General features: G+C 42.7%; 9 protein-coding genes. All 9 read right to left on the bottom strand.

Features of this window, described 5'->3' with window-relative positions; all coding sequences use genetic code 11:
- Positions 1-10 precede the first annotated feature (10 nt).
- Positions 11-1,519 carry a glycerol kinase GlpK gene (gene glpK, locus AYJ08_RS11875; protein WP_064017898.1) on the bottom strand — a complete coding sequence of 503 codons (1,509 nt, stop codon included), beginning with the start codon at positions 1,517-1,519 and terminating at the stop codon, positions 11-13.
- Between the two features lie 56 nt (positions 1,520-1,575).
- A complete protein-coding gene (locus tag AYJ08_RS11870) occupies positions 1,576-2,286 on the bottom strand; it encodes an MIP/aquaporin family protein (protein WP_064017897.1) in 711 nt (236 codons plus the stop codon).
- 181 nt (positions 2,287-2,467) lie between these two features.
- Positions 2,468-3,028 (bottom strand): glycerol-3-phosphate responsive antiterminator, encoded by a 561-nt coding sequence (locus tag AYJ08_RS11865; RefSeq protein WP_064017896.1) that lies wholly within the window; start codon positions 3,026-3,028, stop codon positions 2,468-2,470.
- 21 nt (positions 3,029-3,049) lie between these two features.
- Positions 3,050-3,682 carry a GNAT family N-acetyltransferase gene (locus tag AYJ08_RS11860; protein WP_064017895.1) on the bottom strand — a complete coding sequence of 211 codons (633 nt, stop codon included), beginning with the start codon at positions 3,680-3,682 and terminating at the stop codon, positions 3,050-3,052.
- A 2-nt stretch (positions 3,683-3,684) separates the two neighbouring features.
- Positions 3,685-6,960: a non-ribosomal peptide synthetase gene (locus AYJ08_RS11855; protein ID WP_064017894.1), complete on the bottom strand. Its 3,276-nt coding sequence runs from the start codon at positions 6,958-6,960 to the stop codon at positions 3,685-3,687.
- A 73-nt stretch (positions 6,961-7,033) separates the two neighbouring features.
- Positions 7,034-14,896, bottom strand: coding sequence for an amino acid adenylation domain-containing protein (locus AYJ08_RS11850; RefSeq protein ID WP_064017893.1), 7,863 nt, complete (start codon positions 14,894-14,896; stop codon positions 7,034-7,036).
- Between the two features lie 217 nt (positions 14,897-15,113).
- Positions 15,114-15,521, bottom strand: a complete 408-nt coding sequence (mutT, locus tag AYJ08_RS11845) for an 8-oxo-dGTP diphosphatase MutT (RefSeq protein ID WP_064017892.1) — start codon at positions 15,519-15,521, stop codon at positions 15,114-15,116.
- A 15-nt stretch (positions 15,522-15,536) separates the two neighbouring features.
- A complete protein-coding gene (locus tag AYJ08_RS11840) occupies positions 15,537-18,788 on the bottom strand; it encodes a DUF3427 domain-containing protein (RefSeq protein WP_064017891.1) in 3,252 nt (1,083 codons plus the stop codon).
- Positions 18,789-18,973: 185 nt separating this feature from the next.
- Positions 18,974-19,593, bottom strand: a 620-nt coding sequence (locus AYJ08_RS11835; protein ID WP_064017890.1) for an HXXEE domain-containing protein, incomplete at its 5' end; no start/stop codon positions are given.

The following is a 19,593-nucleotide window of genomic DNA, read 5'->3' as shown; positions in this document are numbered from 1 at the left end:
GCTACCTGCTTCAACCGATAGATGGTACCTGGAAGCCCATTGTTGCTTCTACTGCTTTTTTCCATCCATGATATAATTTCCTTCTCTCCTCTTCCCCCATCTGTACCTCAAAGCGCTGATCAATCTGCCAAACAGAGGCAATCTCCTCACGACTTTCCCAGAATCCAACAGCTAGACCAGCTAGGTAAGCCGCTCCTAATGCTGTCGTTTCGCTATTAGTCGGTCGCTCTACTGGAACGCCAAGGATATCGCTTTGGAATTGCATCAAGAAATGATTTCTCACTGCCCCACCGTCTACACGCAAGGCTTTTAAAACAATCCCTGAATCCGCCTCCATGGCAGAAAGGACATCTTTTGTTTGATACGCAAGCGATTCAAGAATGGCCCGGATAAAATGCTCCTTTTCTGTCCCGCGTGTCAACCCAAATACTGCTCCTCGCACGTCACTCTTCCAATATGGTGTACCTAGTCCAACAAAGGCTGGAACCATATATACCCCTTCTGTCGATTCTACTCGTTGTGCATATTGCTCACTTTCAGCCGCTGACTTTAACATCCGAAGCCCATCACGCAGCCATTGGATAGCTGAGCCGGCAACAAAAATACTGCCCTCTAGCGCATACTCGACTTTACCATCGATGCCCCATGCGAGGGTCGTTAGTAGTCCACTTTCCGATTTAACTGCCTTGTCTCCTGTGTTCATAAGCATGAAGCAGCCTGTTCCATAGGTGTTTTTTGCCATCCCCATCTCGTAGCATGCCTGCCCAAATAAAGCTGCCTGCTGATCTCCCGCCGCACCAGCAATCGGTACCTGTTCGCCAAAGAAATGATACGACGCTGTAAGCGCATACACTTCTGATGATGGACGAACCTCAGGTAGCATGCACTTAGGAATATCGAGCATGGCTAACAACTCATCATCCCATTTTTGCTCATAGATATTATATAGAAGTGTTCGGGAAGCGTTCGAATAATCGGTCACATGACTCTCCCCACCTGATAGACGCCAAATCAGCCATGTATCAATGGTTCCAAACAGCAAGTCACCCTTCTCTGCCTTCTCACGGGCTCCTTCCACATGATCCAAAATCCATTTTAATTTCGTCCCTGAGAAGTAAGCATCGATCACTAAGCCTGTTTTATCCCGTACTAAATCTGAATAGCCCTTAGCCTTTAGCTCATCGCATATCTCAGATGTTTGACGGGATTGCCAAACAATCGCATTATACACTGGCTTGCCTGTATGCTTATCCCAAACAATCGTAGTTTCACGTTGATTCGTGATTCCGATAGCCGCTACTTCCTTCGGGCTAATATTGGAGGTGGATAGAACCTCTGCAATGACAGCTAAAATAGAACCCCATATTTCAAAGCCATTATGCTCGACCCACCCTGGCTGTGGAAAATACTGCGGAAATTCTCGCTGGGCCATGGCAACAATCTGTCCTTGCTTATTAAACAGAATGGCACGTGAGCTAGATGTGCCTTGATCTAATGACAAAATATATTTTTTCTCCATATGAAACTCATCCCTTTTCCCTGTTAGTCAGTATTTTTTCTCTAATCTAATCTAGTCTAAGCAAGAAATACGATTTTATAGAACAGTGCTGCCAATACTCCTCCTATAATTGGCCCGACAACCGGAATCCAAGCATAACTCCAGTTGGATGTTCCCTTTCCGGCAATCGGTAACAGAAAGTGGGCCAAACGTGGTCCTAAATCTCTTGCCGGGTTAATGGCATACCCTGTCGTGCCACCAAGGGATACCCCGATGCTAATGATTAAAAGTCCTACGACAAACGGATTTAATCCATCTACAAATTTATTCGCTCCAATCGCCAGAATACCAAAAACTAAAATAAAAGTACCTATGATTTCACTTAAAAGGTTCCCTAGCGTATTTGGAATGGCTGGATCAGTTGCAAAAACAGCCAGTTTCGCACCCTTGTCCTCTGTTTGCTTCCAGTGAGGCAGATAGTGCAGCCAAACAATTACGGCTCCCAAGAAGGCTCCGATCATTTGCGCCACGATATACAACGGTACGTCCGCCCAAGCAAATCTGTCAATGGTGGCCAATGCAATCGTAAGGGCTGGATTCAGATGGGCACCACTTATTCCCCCAACAGCATACGCTCCCATGGTAACTGCCAATCCCCAGCCAATCGTGATGACAATCCATCCTGAATTCTGAGCTTTTGATTTATTGAGGACAACCCCTCCTACTACACCGCCCCCCAAAATAATTAAAAGCATAGTCCCAACTAATTCACCTACAAATGGCGACATTCTCTGTATCCCCCTTTATGCTTGACAGACAACAAAAAACCCACAGGAAACAATCCCTATGATACGATAGGGAAGCCTCTGTGGGTCTCCGATTCTCCGTCACCTGATTAACTTTATAACCCATTTAAGCAAACAAAAGATAATTCTGTCAACAATGAATTATCAGGTAATCAAAAAAGTTTTATTTATTCTCATAATGATTCCAAATCTCTTTTCGCGACGTTGTTACCGCAACAGCCCCACCACTAAAGGCACACTCAGCATCCTCCACCGTTCTGATTAACCCACCCGCAAGCACAGGAATTTTCACACGCTCATATACTTCGGCAATAATATGCGGCATAATGCCAGGTAATACCTCGATATAATCAGGCTGTGTCTGTTCCAAAAGACGGTAGCTTGTTTCAAGCGCTGTAGTGTCCAGCAAAAATAATCGTTGGATTGCTAGGACTTTATTTTTCTTGGCGGTTAATACGGCACTCTTGCGCGTGGAAATCACACCTGCCGGTCGAATTTCCTGACATAAAAATTCAGTTGCATATTCATCATTTCGTAAGCCATTGATAAGATCAACATGTACAAGCATTTTTTTATTATGCTTTTTCGACATCTGGACGATATGCTTTAATTGCCCCACATGGCTATCCAACAATACTAAATATTCAAAACGACTTTTAAGCAACGCCTCGAAATCTTTCATCTGCCGAACTGCTGGCAACACTTTCTGATGTAAAAAATCCATGTAAACACTTCACATCCTGTATCAAAAACTATCATGCATCATTGTAGCAGGATTTTTCGATGATGCAACACTGGATTCACAGCACAACTCTTTCTCATTGCCTTTTACCGATTTAGCAATAAAAATCGTGTCTACATATGTACCATCAGGATATTTGACTTCTGCGATCTTCCTTCCCTCTTCTACAAACCCAAAGCTCTTGAGTAAACGAAGGGATCTTTCATTATGTGCAAATGCTTCACCCGAAAGCTTTTCAATTATAGGATGTGCCTCTGCCCACTCTAGCATGACTTCAAAAAAAAGACCTCCAATTCTTTGCCCCCGCCACTCTTCTTTAATTGTTAAAGCGATCATGCCTACATGCTGTACCCTCTTCGTTTCTCTTGGCGTGACGGTCATAATTCCTATTAAATCATTCTCACATTCTGCGATAAAGGCTACTTTGTTAGGATCATTCCAGAAGGTATCAATACCGGCGCCGACTTGCTCATCATTTGCGATAAATTCCTCTCCAGAGGTGAGCATAAAGGGATTGTCATGAAAGACTCGCTCGTAATGCTTGCGAATCCTCGAAGCATCCTTTGCTGTCGGTGAACGAAATGAAATGATACGATCCGATTTGCTTTGTTTCGAAACAGGTACGATCTGAGCCATGGCTATCTTTCCTTCCTTTTCATCTGGTGTAAAATATGTTGAATCAGTGTAGCGTTCCTTTGTAGAAAGTCTCCATTGAACATACTGTAATGCATGCCTGCACCTTGATATTCTCTATATGCCCCTTTTGTAAATTTTCCCCACATTTGCAAATCGGCAGGCTGTGCAATATTGGCCTCATCTGGCTCTGCCTGCACAAAGTGAATGGCCGCCTGTACTTGACCTACATGAGCCAACTGAAGGAAGTAAGCAACATAAGCCCTCGTTTTCTTGAGAACCCGCTCTTTGACAACCTCATCACCATGACTAAAGTCTAAGATTTCTCTGATATTTTCTAGTTGCAGGAAGCGCTCGATCTCGTCCTCTTGCTCCTTGGGAGTCATTTTCATCTGTTCTGTTTTCATATAGGTGTCAAACATGATGATATCGGATACAGTGCGCCCCTTCTCTTCCATTGCTTTTGCCACTTCGAATGCGAGATTTCCACCGGCTGAATAACCTAGGAAAATGTACGGTCCTTCTGGCTCCGCATCCAAAATTTGTTGGACATATAGCTCGATGCGATTTTCCTGTTCTATATATTCGAATCCATAAAACGTAGCTTCCTGAGCTAGTAATTCCGCAATTCGTTTATAGATAAAGATGAAACCATTTATGGGAGGAAAACAAATCACTTTGAGATCGCCGGCTCGATTTAATAGCGTCATGTGATGGTTACTCTCCTCCATGTAGAAAGCAAAGGCCCGTTCTGCCATATATTCAATCGTTGGATTTTCATACAGTAATTTTAAGGGAATCTCAACGTTTAATTCTTGTGCCACCTGATTAATCATCTTGAGCATTTTTAGCGAATATCCGCCTAGCTCGAAGAAATTGTCCTTAATTCCGATCGGCTTGATTTCCAGAACATCCTCCCAAATGCTAACTAAGCTAGATTCAAGAGACGTTCTGGGTGCTACATACTCTTGTTTGGAGCGCAGGCTGTTCTCTGGCTTAGGCAAAGCTTTTCGATCGATTTTCCCATTAGGAGTTAGCGGCATTTTTTCCATCTGTATAAAATACGTAGGAAGCATATAGTCAGGCAAAGAAACAGATAACGCCTTTCGTACATCTATGTCTCCTATGTCTTCTGTAGCCACCAAATAGGCGCACAGCTCATTGATTCCATCCTTGTTCTGTCTAGCTACTACTACTGCTTCCTGCACAAAGCCAAGTAACAGCAGTTGCCCTTCAATCTCGCCCAACTCAATGCGATGCCCTCTAATTTTCACCTGATGATCCAGTCGTCCCATATATTCAAGGGTGCCGTCTGCCAGCCATCTAGCCAAGTCGCCTGTCTTATACATGCGTTCCCCAGTTATATAAGGATTTTCGATAAAGCGCTCCTGCGTCAGCTCCCGTCTGTTCAGATATCCTCTGGCAACGCCTGCGCCTGATACATACATTTCGCCTGGTACCCCGATTGGCAGCAGCTTTCTATCCTGATCCAAGACATAGATGGACAGAGTCGGAATCGGGTGGCCTATGTTGCTTGCGTGCTGATGAAAATCCTCCTCGGTCAGCTCACGGAAGGTAGCATGGACTGTGATTTCGGTAATGCCATACATATTGATTAGTTTAGTCTGAGGATATTTTGCTTGCCATAGCTGTAGCTGTCTTGGCGTTAAGGCTTCCCCGCCGAAAATGACGTACCTCAAATGTAATTTCTGATCAACGGATTTTAGCTCTTCATTGATGAGTTGATAAAAAGCGGTGGGTGTTTGATTAAGTATCGTTACTTGCTCACGCTGTAATACTTGTAAAAAGACCTTGGTATCTTGAGCCACCAGCTTAGGAACCACTACCAGCTTTGCGCCAAACAGTAGGGCTCCAAAAATTTCCCATACAGAAAAGTCAAAGCTAAAGGAATGAAATAACGTCCAGACGTCTTGATGGGTGAAGGAAAATAACGGAGTGTCTGGAACAAATAAACGCACGATATGTCTGTGTTCAATCATGACACCCTTGGGGTGGCCAGTCGTCCCTGATGTATAGATGATGTACGCTAGGGCTTGCGGGGAAATCTCTACAGGCAGGTTTTCACTAGCATACTTTTGCAGGCTTTCATCATGGAAGGGAAGGATTGTACCCGAATAGATGGTAGCCGTTTCTCCGTGTCTATCGGTAAGCAGAAGCTTCGCCCCGCTATCTTCTAGCATATAAGTAATTCGATCCTGTGGATAAATCGGGTCAATAGGAAGGTAGGCTGCTCCTGCTTTTAAAATGCCAAGTATACCCACAATCATTTCTAGGGAACGTTCAACCATGATCCCTACGATATCGTTAGGCTGAACCTGACGATCTATCAGTGCTCTCGCTACCTGATTAGCACGTCTATTCAATTCCTCGTATGTCATACGCTGATCATCACATACCAAGGCTTCTCGTGCCGAATGCCTCTTGGCCTGCTCCTCGAATAGCTGAACTATTGTTTTGTCCTGCGGAAAACCGGACTGCGTTTGATTAAAACCGAAGACGAGCTGGTGCTTTTCCTGCTCAGACAAGAATTCTATCTCCTGACTGGATTGTTTCGGATTAGACAGAGCCTGCTGCAGCAGCCGTAAAACATGCTGAACAATGCGCTGAATCGTCCCCTCCAGATAGCATTCTGAATTGTAATGCAGCTCGATTTCCAGACTATTTCCCCTATCTCGGAATAAAAAGAGCATGTTAGCCTGTATGGTATCAATCTCTTTCAGGTCATGAACGCTATCAAGCAAAACGACCGTCTGCATATTCAACTGAGAAGGGTCGCCTATCTCTGGATGCAGCATCCGTACGATTTCTGCAAAAGAAAGATTGGGATGCTGGTCTGCCTCCATGACTGTTTGTTTGATTTTTCCCGCCCATTCAGCAAAGCTGTCCTTCTTCGTCCCAATGGTTCGCAGAGCTAGAAGATGGTTGGCTGTCTCCTCCCTGCTTTTCAGATGAAAAGGGGGCATGCCAACCAGAATATCCTCACTGCCTGTATAATGGCTAAGCAACAGCTTCACACCGCTCACAAGTAAAACATACATTCCAAACGGTGATCCATTGCTAGTCGCTCTCACTTTTTCAGACAGGTCGGCAGGGAAAATCGCTTTATAGACGCATCTAGTATTCTCCTTGCCTGTTCTGATCAAATCCTTTAAAAATCCACTCGCGACTACATTTCCTTGTAATTTGTCTAGCCAGTATTGCTGTTCTTCTTGCCACTTTCCAGTCGTCATTGTACCTGATTGACTCAATGTGTCGGGCATCCTTTTTCTCTCCTTATCAGATCGACTAGGGAGAGAATCCCCTCCCTTTTATACCAGAGAAAAATCTTTGCTATTAAAATGTAAACGTAAAGTCCTCCGTTATGGCACTCTCCATTTTTTTCGTGCGAAGGAAGGGAATCTCATGTATGAGCATGTCCTTATTCGCTGTAACCATCCGAAGAAGCTCCACGTAGTTCTGTCCCATTTGCTCAATGGTGTCTCGTTTAAATAACGCTGTTCGGTACTCCCATGTAAAATGAAACGCGTCTCCTTGCTCTATCGCCTGCAAAGTAAGGTCGAATTTTGCTGTTTGATGAGTATACGGATAGGGTGTTAGCGTTAGTTCACCTACTTGGTCTGCTTGCCCATCTGTGTTTTGAAGGACAAATACTGCATCAAAAAGAGGATTGCGATTAGGAGTTCGCTCAATCTTTACCTTTTCGATCAGCTCCTCAAATTGATAGTCTTGGTTTTCAAAAGCCGCTAATGAAGTCAATTTGACCTCATCTGCATAAGCTGCAAACGATTTACTCCCCGCCGGATGCATTCGCAGTACCAATGTATTAACAAACATCCCCATGATCCGTTGAAGATCGTCATCTCTCCTGCCAGCAATCGGTGTTCCTATCAGGATTTCTTGCTGACCACTATATTGAGCGAGTAGCAAGCTGTATGTGGTAAGTAAAAGCATAAAGGGTGTTGTTCCTGTTTCCTCTGCTACTTGGTGCACAAGACGAGATGTTTTTTGATCAAGAGGAACCAATAAGTGATCACCTTCAAATGAGAGAGCTTCAGGACGCTTGTAATCAAGCGGGAGCTTCAAAACAGGAAGCTCTCCTGCTAGCTGATGGAGCCAATATTCTTCCTGCTTCAAATAGGAGGAGGTTTGTTTCCAAGCCTGCTGCCATACAGCGTAATCCTTATACTGCAGGTGTAGTGCAGGCAGCTCTTCTCCTTGATACAGCCTTACAAATTCAGCCGTAAAGGTAGCCATAGAAACGGCATCTGAAATAATGTGATGAATGTCTACAAGTAAAAGGTGACGATCTGTCGCAAGCCGAATGAGAGCAACTCGAAGTAATGGCGGTGTCTCTAGATCAAACGGCTGAATAAATGCTCGAATCAGTGACTGGATATCCTGCTCTGTTGTGTTGTTGTTTGTTAGATTTTCATATTGGATCGTAAAATCTGCCTTATCATGTATGCGTTGCACCGGGGTTCCGTGTACCATTTCAAAGGAGGTTCGCAATGTAGCATGCCTTTGGACCAAATGCTGCAAAGCCATTTCCATGCGATCTCGATCGACAGCTCCCTCCAACATCATTGCAGCCGGAATATTGTAGCTTAGGGCAGCCTTGTCTAATTGATGAAGCAGGAACAATCTTTTTTGTGAAGAGGAAAGCGGATAATATTCGCTCTTTGGTGCAGGCTGAATACGCAAATGCACGCTTTTCTCCATTTCAGGAAGAAGTTTTGCCAACGATGCTACTGTGGGATTTTGGAAGACTTGTTCAATTGGCAATGGAACATGCCACTCCTTATGGACCTTCGCGACCAGCATCATTACTTTTAAAGAATGTCCGCCCAATTCAAAAAAATCATCATAAATACTAATCGGACTGACTCCTAGTAAGTCCTGCCACATGATTGCCAGTCTAGCTTCCAGTTCATTACGGGGAGCCACATATTCTTGCGTGCGAAGCTCATTTCTGTCAGGAATGGATAATGATTTTCGATCAATCTTGCCATTAGGTGTAAGGGGGATTTGATCGATCTGGCACATATGTGTAGGGATCATATATCCTGGTAAAAAAGCTGCGAGCTCCTCTTGTACCCTAGCAAACGACAACGCTTCATCCGAGACGAGATGAGCGCATAGCTCATGCTCCCCCTGAGAGTTTGTCCACACAAAAACCACGACTTCTCTGACATATTCAAGCTTCCTGATTTTCGCCTCTATCTCCCCTGTTTCGATACGGTATCCACGTACCTTTACCTGATGGTCCAGACGCCCTAAAAACTCTACATTTCCATCTGGCAGCCATCTAGCTTTATCTCCGGTTTTATACATCATTTCACCTGGCGCATACGGGTTTGGGACAAATTTTTGCAGAGTCAATTCCTGCTGCTTGTAATAGCCACGCGCTACACCACCCCCTCCTATGCACAATTCCCCAGCAATTCCTACGGGCAATAGCTGATTCTGTTGATTGACAATATAGTAGCTGGTATTGGGTAACGGCTTTCCAATGGGGACCTGACTTTTCCCATGTAACCAATCCGCTTCCTCTTCAAAATAGCTGGATTCAATGCTAGCCTCCGTTACTCCGTAGGTATTTAAGATACGTATGGTTGGTCCAAATTTCTGTAATAAATAAGTGAAATCATTCATCGACACAGTGTCTGCTCCAAGCAGGATTAGCTTCAGATCGGGAAGCTCCAAGCCCTCCTCTGCAACATATCGCATAATGGGTACAAATAAAGCTGGTGTCGTATCAACCAAGCTGATTTGATGCTTGCGCATAAATTCATATAAAGCGGGGGGATGAATCCGAATGTCTTCTGGACAAATGATGAGCTGACCGCCTGTAAGGAGTGCCTTTGCCATATCTCCAGCAAATACATCAAAGGAAAAGCTAGCCATTTGCAACAAACGACAAGGAGATTGCTTCAGATCGTATTCCTGCATCCAGGCATAGGCCGCATTTACGTAGCCTCGGTGTTCAATCATTACACCTTTAGGATTTCCGGTTGAGCCTGAGGTGTAAATCAGATAGGCCATGTTATCGGGCTTAGTCACAGCTACTACATCAGAGCTATCTGGGTGGTAATTCGATTCATCCTCGACATACACGATTTCTTTCGTAAATTCTTCCTTCTCTAGCTGAATATGAGCCTCTGTCGATCTCGTTGTCAGTAAAATCATTGAATCGCTATCCCTGAGCAGGTAGTAAATTCGCTCGCTAGGATAACCAGGATCAATTGGGACATAAGCTCCACCTGCTTTTAATACCGCAAGCACGCTAACGAACATTTCAAGAGAACGATCCATGAGAATACCCACGATAGCCTCTGCCATCACGCCTTTTTCCCGCAACGTTCTTGCCAATTGATTCGCTTTCTTGTTTAAGTCCCGATAGCTTATGGTTCGATCCTTCCACACGATTGCACATTCATTAGGTGTAGCTGCCACCTGCTCCTCGAACAACTGCGTAAATGTTTTATCCTTTGGAAACGTCACTCTTGCATCATTGAAGCGTTCTAGCAGTTCCCGTTTTTCTTTTGGCGAGGTTAATTCTAGCTGATCTATCGGTTGATCTGCGTTCTCAACAATCCCCTGCAACAGCGTAAGAAAATGCTCCATCAAACGTTTTACGTACTTTTTGGCATAGCGCTCTTTATTGTAAATAAAGTGGAACTGCAAGCAATCCTCTGGAGTCACCTTTACGGTAAAGTCATAGTTAGTCTGTTCAAAATAAGCATGCAAATCCATTGTGTACCCTAGGGATTGGGTTGTATGAGCGAGCCCCTCTACATCCAATGGGTAGTTCTGAAAAATAAACAGATGGTCAATTAGTCCTTGCTTAACTGGGCTTTGTGCTTGGATAGCTGAGAAGGAACAATATTCATAGGCCTTAGCGTCAACAGCCTGCTCACTGACTATTTTCAACAGCTCCAAAAACGTACTCTGCTCATCCCAGCTTACCCTGATAGGATTGGTGTTGATGAATAAACCAATGATCTTTTCTACACCTTCCACCTCAGACGGTCTTCCAGAAACTGTCCTTCCGAATACAACATCTCGCTTGCCATTATATTTACCTAACAAGATACCCCATGCCGTTTGCAGGATAGCTCCTATCGTAGAGTGAGATTCCAAAGCGATACGTTGCAGCTGTGATGTGAGCGTTTTTTCGATATACATGATCGTCTCATCTTGCTCGTATCCTATACGCTCCTGTCTGTGATCAATTCTTGGCTCTATATCCTTTTCTTCCTTTTTCCCTCCAGTAACGATCATGTTCGGGAGAGGGGTAGAGTCTTCATATCCGTGAAGATACTGGCTCCAGAAACGAAGCGATTCCTCCTGATCCTGCTGTTCAATCCATCTCATATAGGTAGAAAACGGTACAGCCTCTTCTAAGTCCACCGGGGTGTTGTGGAGCATGGCATGGTAATGCTCCATCCATTCCTGTAGGATAATCTGCAAGCTCCACCCATCGATTTGAATATGATGGGTACTCACCAGAATATGATAAGAGTTGGCAGATAACGTAACCACAGCTAAGCGCATCACATCTATTGCAAGATCAAGACCACGTTCACGATCTGCCATCCGCAGGTTGTGTAAATAGTGACGTTGTTCTTGCTCGTCTAAGTGAGTTACATCTGTCTGCAACACTGGAATATCTCGATTTTTCAGAACACATTGCACAGGAACTTCTCTTTTCGTATAACGATAAATCGTACGAAGAGCATCGTGGCGCTCCACTACACACTGTAGGCTAGTAGCTAGCAAATCAACGTCTACCCGCCCTTTTAGTACCAGCTCCAATTGAATAAAAAAGGAGGAGGGCTGATTCATCGAGCTGTGAGCATACATCCATTCTTGAGATGGCGTTAAGGGATAGGCCTGTTCCATGCTCCCCATTGGAATATCTTCTTCTACTTGTTTTTGCAATAAAGAAAGCTCCTCTACTGGAAGCGAGACTAAGGAAGCTGAAGCTTTTGGCAGTCGAGGCTCTAGCTTTTGTTCCAGTAAGGAAATTTCTCGTGCCGCATCCGATAGAATAGGGAACTGAAACAGACGCCTCATTTCTAAGGACATGCCCTTGGCACGAAGACGAGACATCACTTGTATGGCCTTAATAGAGTCTCCGCCTAGGTAGAAAAAATTATCCCTCGCTCCTACTCTCTCTACTCGTAGCACATCTTCCCATATCGTTGCCAAAAGCCTTTCTCTTTCCTTTTTTGGCTCAATATAAACCTCATCTGTGCCAAGTGTGTCTGTACCTCGCTTAGGTAATGGAAGACTTTTGCGATCAACCTTACCATTTGGTGTTAGCGGTATCTTCTTAAGAGGGATGAAATAAGTAGGAATCATATAAGTCGGTAATCCATTTGCTAATTCCTCTCTCAACGCCCCAATCCGATGCTCTCGCTCCGATACAATATACGCACACAGCTCTTGTACTCCCGGCTCATTCTCAACCGCGATCACTACTGCTTCTTTTAAGCCGTCTATTTTGACTAGCTGCGCTTCTATTTCCTCCAACTCAATACGATTTCCCCGGATTTTCACCTGATGGTCAATGCGTCCTAGATACTCCAATTGTCCATTGGGCAACCACCTGGCATAATCTCCTGTCTTGTACATCAATTCACCTTTATTTGTAAAGGGATTCGCGACAAAACGACTTGCCGTCATCTCTGGCAGATTGAGATACCCCCTTGCCAAACCTACACCAGACACACATAGTTCGCCTGTCACTCCCACCGGCTGTTGCTCACCATGCGGACCAACGATATAAATTTGGACATTATCGACCGGCCGACCTATCGGGACAAATGGCATGCTAGCTGTATCACAGTCATAGTAGGTTACTTGAATGGTCGTCTCTGTAGGACCATATAAATTATGGAGGGAAATGCCATAGGGTTGCAGAATGTCATGGAATTTGGCAACATGCTGGGCCTTGAGCGCTTCCCCGCTAGCAAATATCAGTCGGAGATTTTTGACCTGCTCTGCTATCCCTGTCTCCGTAAGATAGGTAAGGAAAATATGAAGCATAGAGGGGACAAAATGTATGATTGTTATGTGATGCTGCTGGATGGTCTGAATAATCATCGCTGGGTCTTTTTCTGCTCCAGGCTGTAACAAACAGACCTTGGCCCCTACAAAAGACCAGCCAAATAATTCATAAACGGAGACATCAAATGTGTACGGTGTTTTTTGTAAAATCGTATCTTGCTCTGTAAGCGGATACCTTCTCTGTGACCAATCATTGCGACTGACAACAGATCGGTGTTCGATCATGACCCCTTTTGGGTTTCCCGTCGAGCCGGATGTGTAGATGATATACGCAAGATGATCTGCTTTTGCCAGTGGTTCTGGATTAGTCCCATCCTCATCCGCATAGAGCTCGGATTGTATGACGAGCTCCTCCCCCTCAAATGGGAAATGCCCAGCAAAAGAAGGATGCACAAGCAATAAAGACGCCCCGCTATCCTGTAGCATATATTGAATTCGTTCTGTCGGAAATTCAGGATCGATGGGTAAATAGGCCCCGCCTGCTTTCATAATGGCAAAAATACCGATTAGCATTTCTGGGGATCGTTCCGTAATTATGGCAACAGCCTGATCGGGTTCTACTCCTTTTTTTCTTAGTCTTCTTGCCAGACGGTTTGCCTGCTCATTTACTTCACAATAAGTGAGGTGCTTCTTCTCAAAAATCACTGCTATATGCTCAGGGGTCCTTTCAACCTGTTCCTCAAACAATTGATGCACGGTTTTGTCCAAGGGAAACGCATTTGTCGTGTCATTAAAGGATAGGAGTAGCTGTCTTTCCTGCTCGGATAGAAGCCGTAGCTCACCGACCTTTTTGCTAGGCTCCTTTACACCATCCTGTAGCAGAACCAAAAGCTGCTCTGCCACCCTCATTATTTCTGACTTATCAAACATTTCAATCTGGTAATCCAAGGTAAGCATGATCTGTCCACTATCCAGATTCTCTTTTACGTGTACATACAACGGGTAGCCAGCATGACCATTAAAGAGCCATTCCATGCTATATGTAAGCTGTCCCCTTTCTCCCCACTTCATCGGCTGATACTCCAGTACAATCGTAAAAAGCTCATCCATTCCCCGATGCTTCGTCCGTAATTCTTGCATGAGTAAATTATAAGGATACTTCTGATGGCGTAGGATAGAGACCTGTTTCTGAGTAATATGGCGGACATAGGCGGCAAAGTCTAGCTGAGCATTCACCTGTGTGCGAAACGGCTGAGTGCTTACGAGCATGCCAAACATGTTAGCCTCCGTACGATTCGTCCGATTACCATAAAGCGTACCAAGCGTACTATCATCTGACAGGGTCACTTTCTGGACATAAATGGAAAGAACAGCCAGGAATAAGGCATTCACGCTGACCTGGTATTTTTTACAAAAGGAATGAACCGATGCTTGAAGTTCCTCTGGAATAGAAACAGATTCTCTCTTTGCCAAGGTACTCGACTGATAGGTAGGCACTTGTTTGATTCCATTTACATCCGGGAGACTGGAAAAAGCCTCCTGCCAAAAGCTCTTATCCTTCTGGAAGCGAACAGATGACTCATATTCCCTTTCACTGTCCAAATAAGAGAGATAAGAGGGCTGTCCTTTCAGCTCGATTGCCTCTCCTGCAAGCAAGTGAACATAGTTATCCATAAACTGATTGCAAAACATATCAATCGACACACCATCGGCAATCAAATGATGGAATCGGCTATACACCCACATTTGCTCATCATCAATCAAATGAAGGGAAATATCGTACAAGTCAGAGTGGAACAACACCATAGGGGTCTTTGCCTGATTTTCGGCCCATTCTACAACTTTATTTATCATTGATTTTTGTTCACACTCTTGTATGATCGATACGTCGTCCTCAAGCTTAGCATGCGCTACCCTTTTACTGTGATCCATGACAGGAAACTGCCGCTCCTGATAATCTACTAGATATTGCCGTGGTTCTGCTTGTCCTTCATCTGTTAAACGGATTCGAAGGGCATCATGGGCATAAATAGCTGCGTTTATCGCCTGACATAGCTTTGAATAATCAGACTGCCCTGTGATTTTTATAAAACCTGCCATGATGTTAACCGCCGTGTCAGGATGCATCATTTCCGTATACCAAATTCTCTTTTGGGGATTCGATAGCGCATAGGTTTTTTGCATCAGGTTTCTCCCTTTTTTTGGTTTATTCACAAACAAACATTTATTCCCAGTAGAATTATAACAAAATTAGGAAAAGATGTTCCACGAAAATATTTTTTACAGTGGGTGGGGGAAGTAGAGAATTTGAAAAATTGAAGTAAATGAAGGAAAGATATAGTGATACATGTAAAAACCCGAGCAACGGACATATGGTCTATCCGTTACTCGGGTCATGTTTTTAGCGAAACTGTAATACATGTTCTTTTGAAAGTTTCTCGATTGTTGGCAAATCGGCTGGCGCCCATTCTAGTGAGTGTAGTTCGTTAGCCGTTATCCATCTTAACTCTTCATGCTCACTAGCCATTGGTTCACCACTCACTACCTTAGCAAAGTATGTAATCAGTCTTACCTTTACAGTAGGATACTCGTACACTGAATCACTTATCAATTCTCCCACTTCGATCTGACATCCCAATTCTTCTTCGATCTCCCGGATAAGGGACTCTTGAGGCTTTTCACCTTTTTCAATCTTCCCTCCCGGAAATTCCCACATCCCTGGTAGTGACATCTGTTGGGAGCGTAGAGCACTCAAGATTTTTTGATTATCATTTATAATTACAGCTCCTACTACATCTACCTGTTTCATAACGTCCTCCTTCGTTTATCGAACCAGATCAAGATACAAATCATCTGGTAGAGCGTTGTGTAATTTCCATGTGATATTCATAGGCTTGTCGCCCACACTGCTTACATAATCTAATTCTCCTACGTATGTAAATGGCAGAGTTTTCCCATGCATATCCTTAAACTTGCGCACAAACAAATGAATGTGAATATCTCTTTCACGATGATTAACATAATCCTGCCCTCTATTAGTATGATGAGAGTTTTGATTAGCACTTTGCCAGTGAAAATGATTTTTGTCCATGAAATAATCAAGGTATTGCAGATGTTCTGCTGTATTCTTGACATCCTTTTTTAGTGTGACGAAAAATATATAGTGGTTGTCTACACGATAAATCCCTTCACGCCATGAGTCCTCTTTGGCTTTAGCCTGAAATAGATAAATCAGGTCGTTTCTTGTGTAATTTTGATACAATTGAACTTTTTGTTCTCCATTCAGAAAAGCACCAGTATTATAGGTTCTTCTAAATTCTGTTATCCCGTATTCTATTCTTGCTTTCAGATAGGCTTTCCATTTTTCATCCTCCCAAATATTTTTTACATCTACTGAATAAACAAATTCATTGTTAATAAAGTTACCAAAAGCCCATTTTTGTTTTTTATAAGAGCTTGCTAGGCGTTCCATAGCTCGCAAAATATGAGCTTCATGGTACTCTTCCTTCATATTAATCCCAAATTTGTCGGTAAGAAACTTAATCACATCTGCTAAAGTTACTTTATGTAGGGTAGTTATTAATGATAGCACAGCAAACTCATATGGCCATTTGATTGGAAGAGCCTGTTCTAGTCGCTTTACCATTTCTAGCACCATAGGGTGAGCCAAAAGATCCTGATCAAAGGAATTCGTATCCTTCATCTTTTTCTTCGTCTCCACCCAAGAACCATATTTCTGGATAAAATAATGTAAGCTTGGAGCAACAGCCGAATATAAGAAGTCCTCAATTTCTGGAGAATACCCTAGCTCTTGTTGAAACTCTTTATATAATCCAGTTAGCATCTGATGATCGTTCATCCGAATAAGATTAATTTTGTCTAATATTTTTTGTCTTGATATCTCTTCCAATTCAACAAAGCACCCATCTGGTAGCTGAGTAAAATCTGTTTCTACAATCACTCGTAAGGCATCTCGATCAAACGCTTTGTGATTTTTTTGTCCAGACAAAGCTAATGGCACAATAAAAGAACGTTGATTATTACCAATGAAATCTAAAATGGTTACAAACTCTTTTTCCTTTGATTTACGTAACCCACGACCTAATTGCTGAATAAAAACCGTAGCAGACTCTGTTGGCCTTAAAAATAACATCAAATTTAAAGAGGGTATATCAATTCCTTCGTTAAATATATTCACAGTAAAAATAAATTCTAATGGATCGGTTGAGCTCTCTAGGCTTTCGATCATTTCTCTGCGCACAACGGGATCATCCTCCCCCGTTAAACATCTCGCACAATATCCTCGCATCGTAAATTGATCAGCCATATATCTAGCGTGTTCGACAGTTGCACAAAATCCAAGGGCTCTTCTCTTCCGTCCATCATAGCCAAACTTCTCAATCATCTCAAGGATGTAATCAACACGTTCATTGGTTTTTAAGGCTTTTATTAAAGCACCTTCATCAAATTGACCATTTTGAAGAACAACTTTATCATAGTCTACCGTATCTCCCAATCCAAAATAATGAAAAGGAGATAATAATCCGGCCTCCAATGCTTGGTGTAATCTAATTTCATACACCACATTATTGTCACATAATGCTAGTACATCTCTCCCATCCATACGTTCAGGAGTAGCTGTCACACCTAGTAAGAACACTGGTGTGAAATAGTCAATAATTTTGCGGTATGTCTCCGCCTCGGCATGATGAAACTCATCTACGACAATATAGTCAAAATAAGCTGGATCAAACCTTTTAAGCGAATCCTCTCGGTGTAGAGTCTGAACAGTAGAAAACAAATATGGTTTGTCCCATTCTTTTTCGTGACCTGTCACCTTACCAATTTGCTCCTCTGAACCCAAGACAGCCGCGAATGTTTTCTTAGCATTTTCAAGTAATTCGTCCCGATGTGCAAGAAATAATACCGTCTTAGCACCCATCTGCACAGCATCAAAGGCAGATAAATAGGTTTTACCCGTACCTGTAGCCGCTATGACTATACCTTTTTTATTCCCTCTCTCTCGCGTTTCTTTTAATGCATCAAGAGCTGACTTTTGCATGGAGTTAGGAGTAAGAGCCGTTTCATTATTTTTATCAATATAACCAGATTTAGTTTCAGCAACCCTAGTTACTACGGGTTTAAACGGATCTATTCTTTCTACCTTTCTTTGATTTCGCTTCAGTTCATATTCATCTATCATCTCTGGAGTGATATCAATTGCTCTTTGGTCATTCCACAGTTCTAAGAATAATTGTGATGCATTTTTATAGATCGGGATATGTGGGGCGTCAGGGAGTTTCACATTCCATTCATACCCTTTTTGGATGGCTGAATGAGATAAATTAGATGATCCAATAATGACACTATTTAACTGTGAATTACGGGTAAATAAATACGCTTTTGTATGAAAAGATGTATGACCTGAATCAAAAATCTTTACCTGCACATTTTCAATCTCTAATAATCTACGTAGCGCCTTTGGTTCAGTAATATTCATATACGTAGAAGTTAAAATGTTAATTTGCTTACCTTTTCCCCTCAATTCGTCAAGAGAGCTAAGCAAAAGCTGTAGTCCTGACCAACGAATAAAACTTACCATAAAGGACACGCTGTCAGCAGTTATAAGTTCTGTTCGTAGTATATTAAAGAAATTCTGACCTCTATTATTTTGGTTAGTTACAAGATGAGGAACACTAAAGAATAGCTCTGGATAAATGAGCGGAATATGTTTCTCATCATCACCGTAACGATAATGAATACTAGATAATGGTCTAGCTAGATCATATGGGAATATATTATGTATGGTATTAATCTGTAAATCTTTTTCTTTACATGCACTATCACTGAGATTTCCTGTTTGTAACTTTTTTTCTAAATTCATAACTAACTGAAGCATCTCTTCATACTGCTCTTTTTCTGCTAATTTGGTAAGGGTATCCCCCACTTTTTTTGATAGATGGTTAGTAAGTGCGTTTACATACTCGTTTGGTGCAATTGGGTAAATTCTATGATTATTAGGATAGGCCGTGTTCTGTAAATATAGTTCTTCATAAAAACCATGTTTCTCCGCCATTTTTTATAAACCTCTCTTTTTGGGATTTGCTTTCCCTCCTAATAAGTTTACAATAATTGAACGTGATAGATAAGATATTCCATAAAAACAAAAAGCACCGACCTAAATGCCAGTGCTTACCATCGTTCTTTACTTAATGTATCATATATCTTCTATAGAGCCACTCAGTCTCTATTCTCCCCTTACTACACCCCCTTACCATAAGGCCCCATCTGCTGCTTAGAAAAGCTATACCGCGCCCCTTTATCCTTCAACCACATATTGCCCTTAATAATCAGAACATACACGGCGGCGATAAAATAGATCGTACCAGCTACCCAATCAACTGTAGTCGCTACGCTATGACTAACAATGTGATCGATATACCAGCAGCCAACTGGAATGTGAAGAAAGATAACAGCAAACAAGCCCGGATTATACAGTGTTTTGCCTTTTATATTGGCAAAAATGCCGTGCCAGATAAATTGAAAGAAGCCCATCAGAATAGGAGCAAGACCAAGCCAGATCACATCTGGAAATAACACAGGAAGCAGATAAAAAACATAAGCGATAACTAGATTGATGATCATAGCTGATTGAGGGTTTAATGGATATCGTTGCGGATATTCACTTTTAAAAATAAGCACATTGAACAATCCTCCGAAATATCCAGGCCAGCGATATTCTTCAAATTGGTGGAGAAGAATTGCCACAAAGCTAAGCCATAAAATAGCGCGTATTTCCGTGATATTCTGCCATTCCACATACAAATAAAGCCCGACGATCAGAGCAACAGCTATACCTAAATCCTGCCAATATTTCCGTA

The sequence above is a fragment of the Brevibacillus sp. SKDU10 genome, from assembly GCF_001645205.1.
Lineage (GTDB): Bacteria > Bacillota > Bacilli > Brevibacillales > Brevibacillaceae > Brevibacillus_B > Brevibacillus_B halotolerans.
The sequence above is the reverse complement of the archived record's forward strand: the minus strand, read 5'-3'. Positions and strand labels throughout refer to the sequence as shown.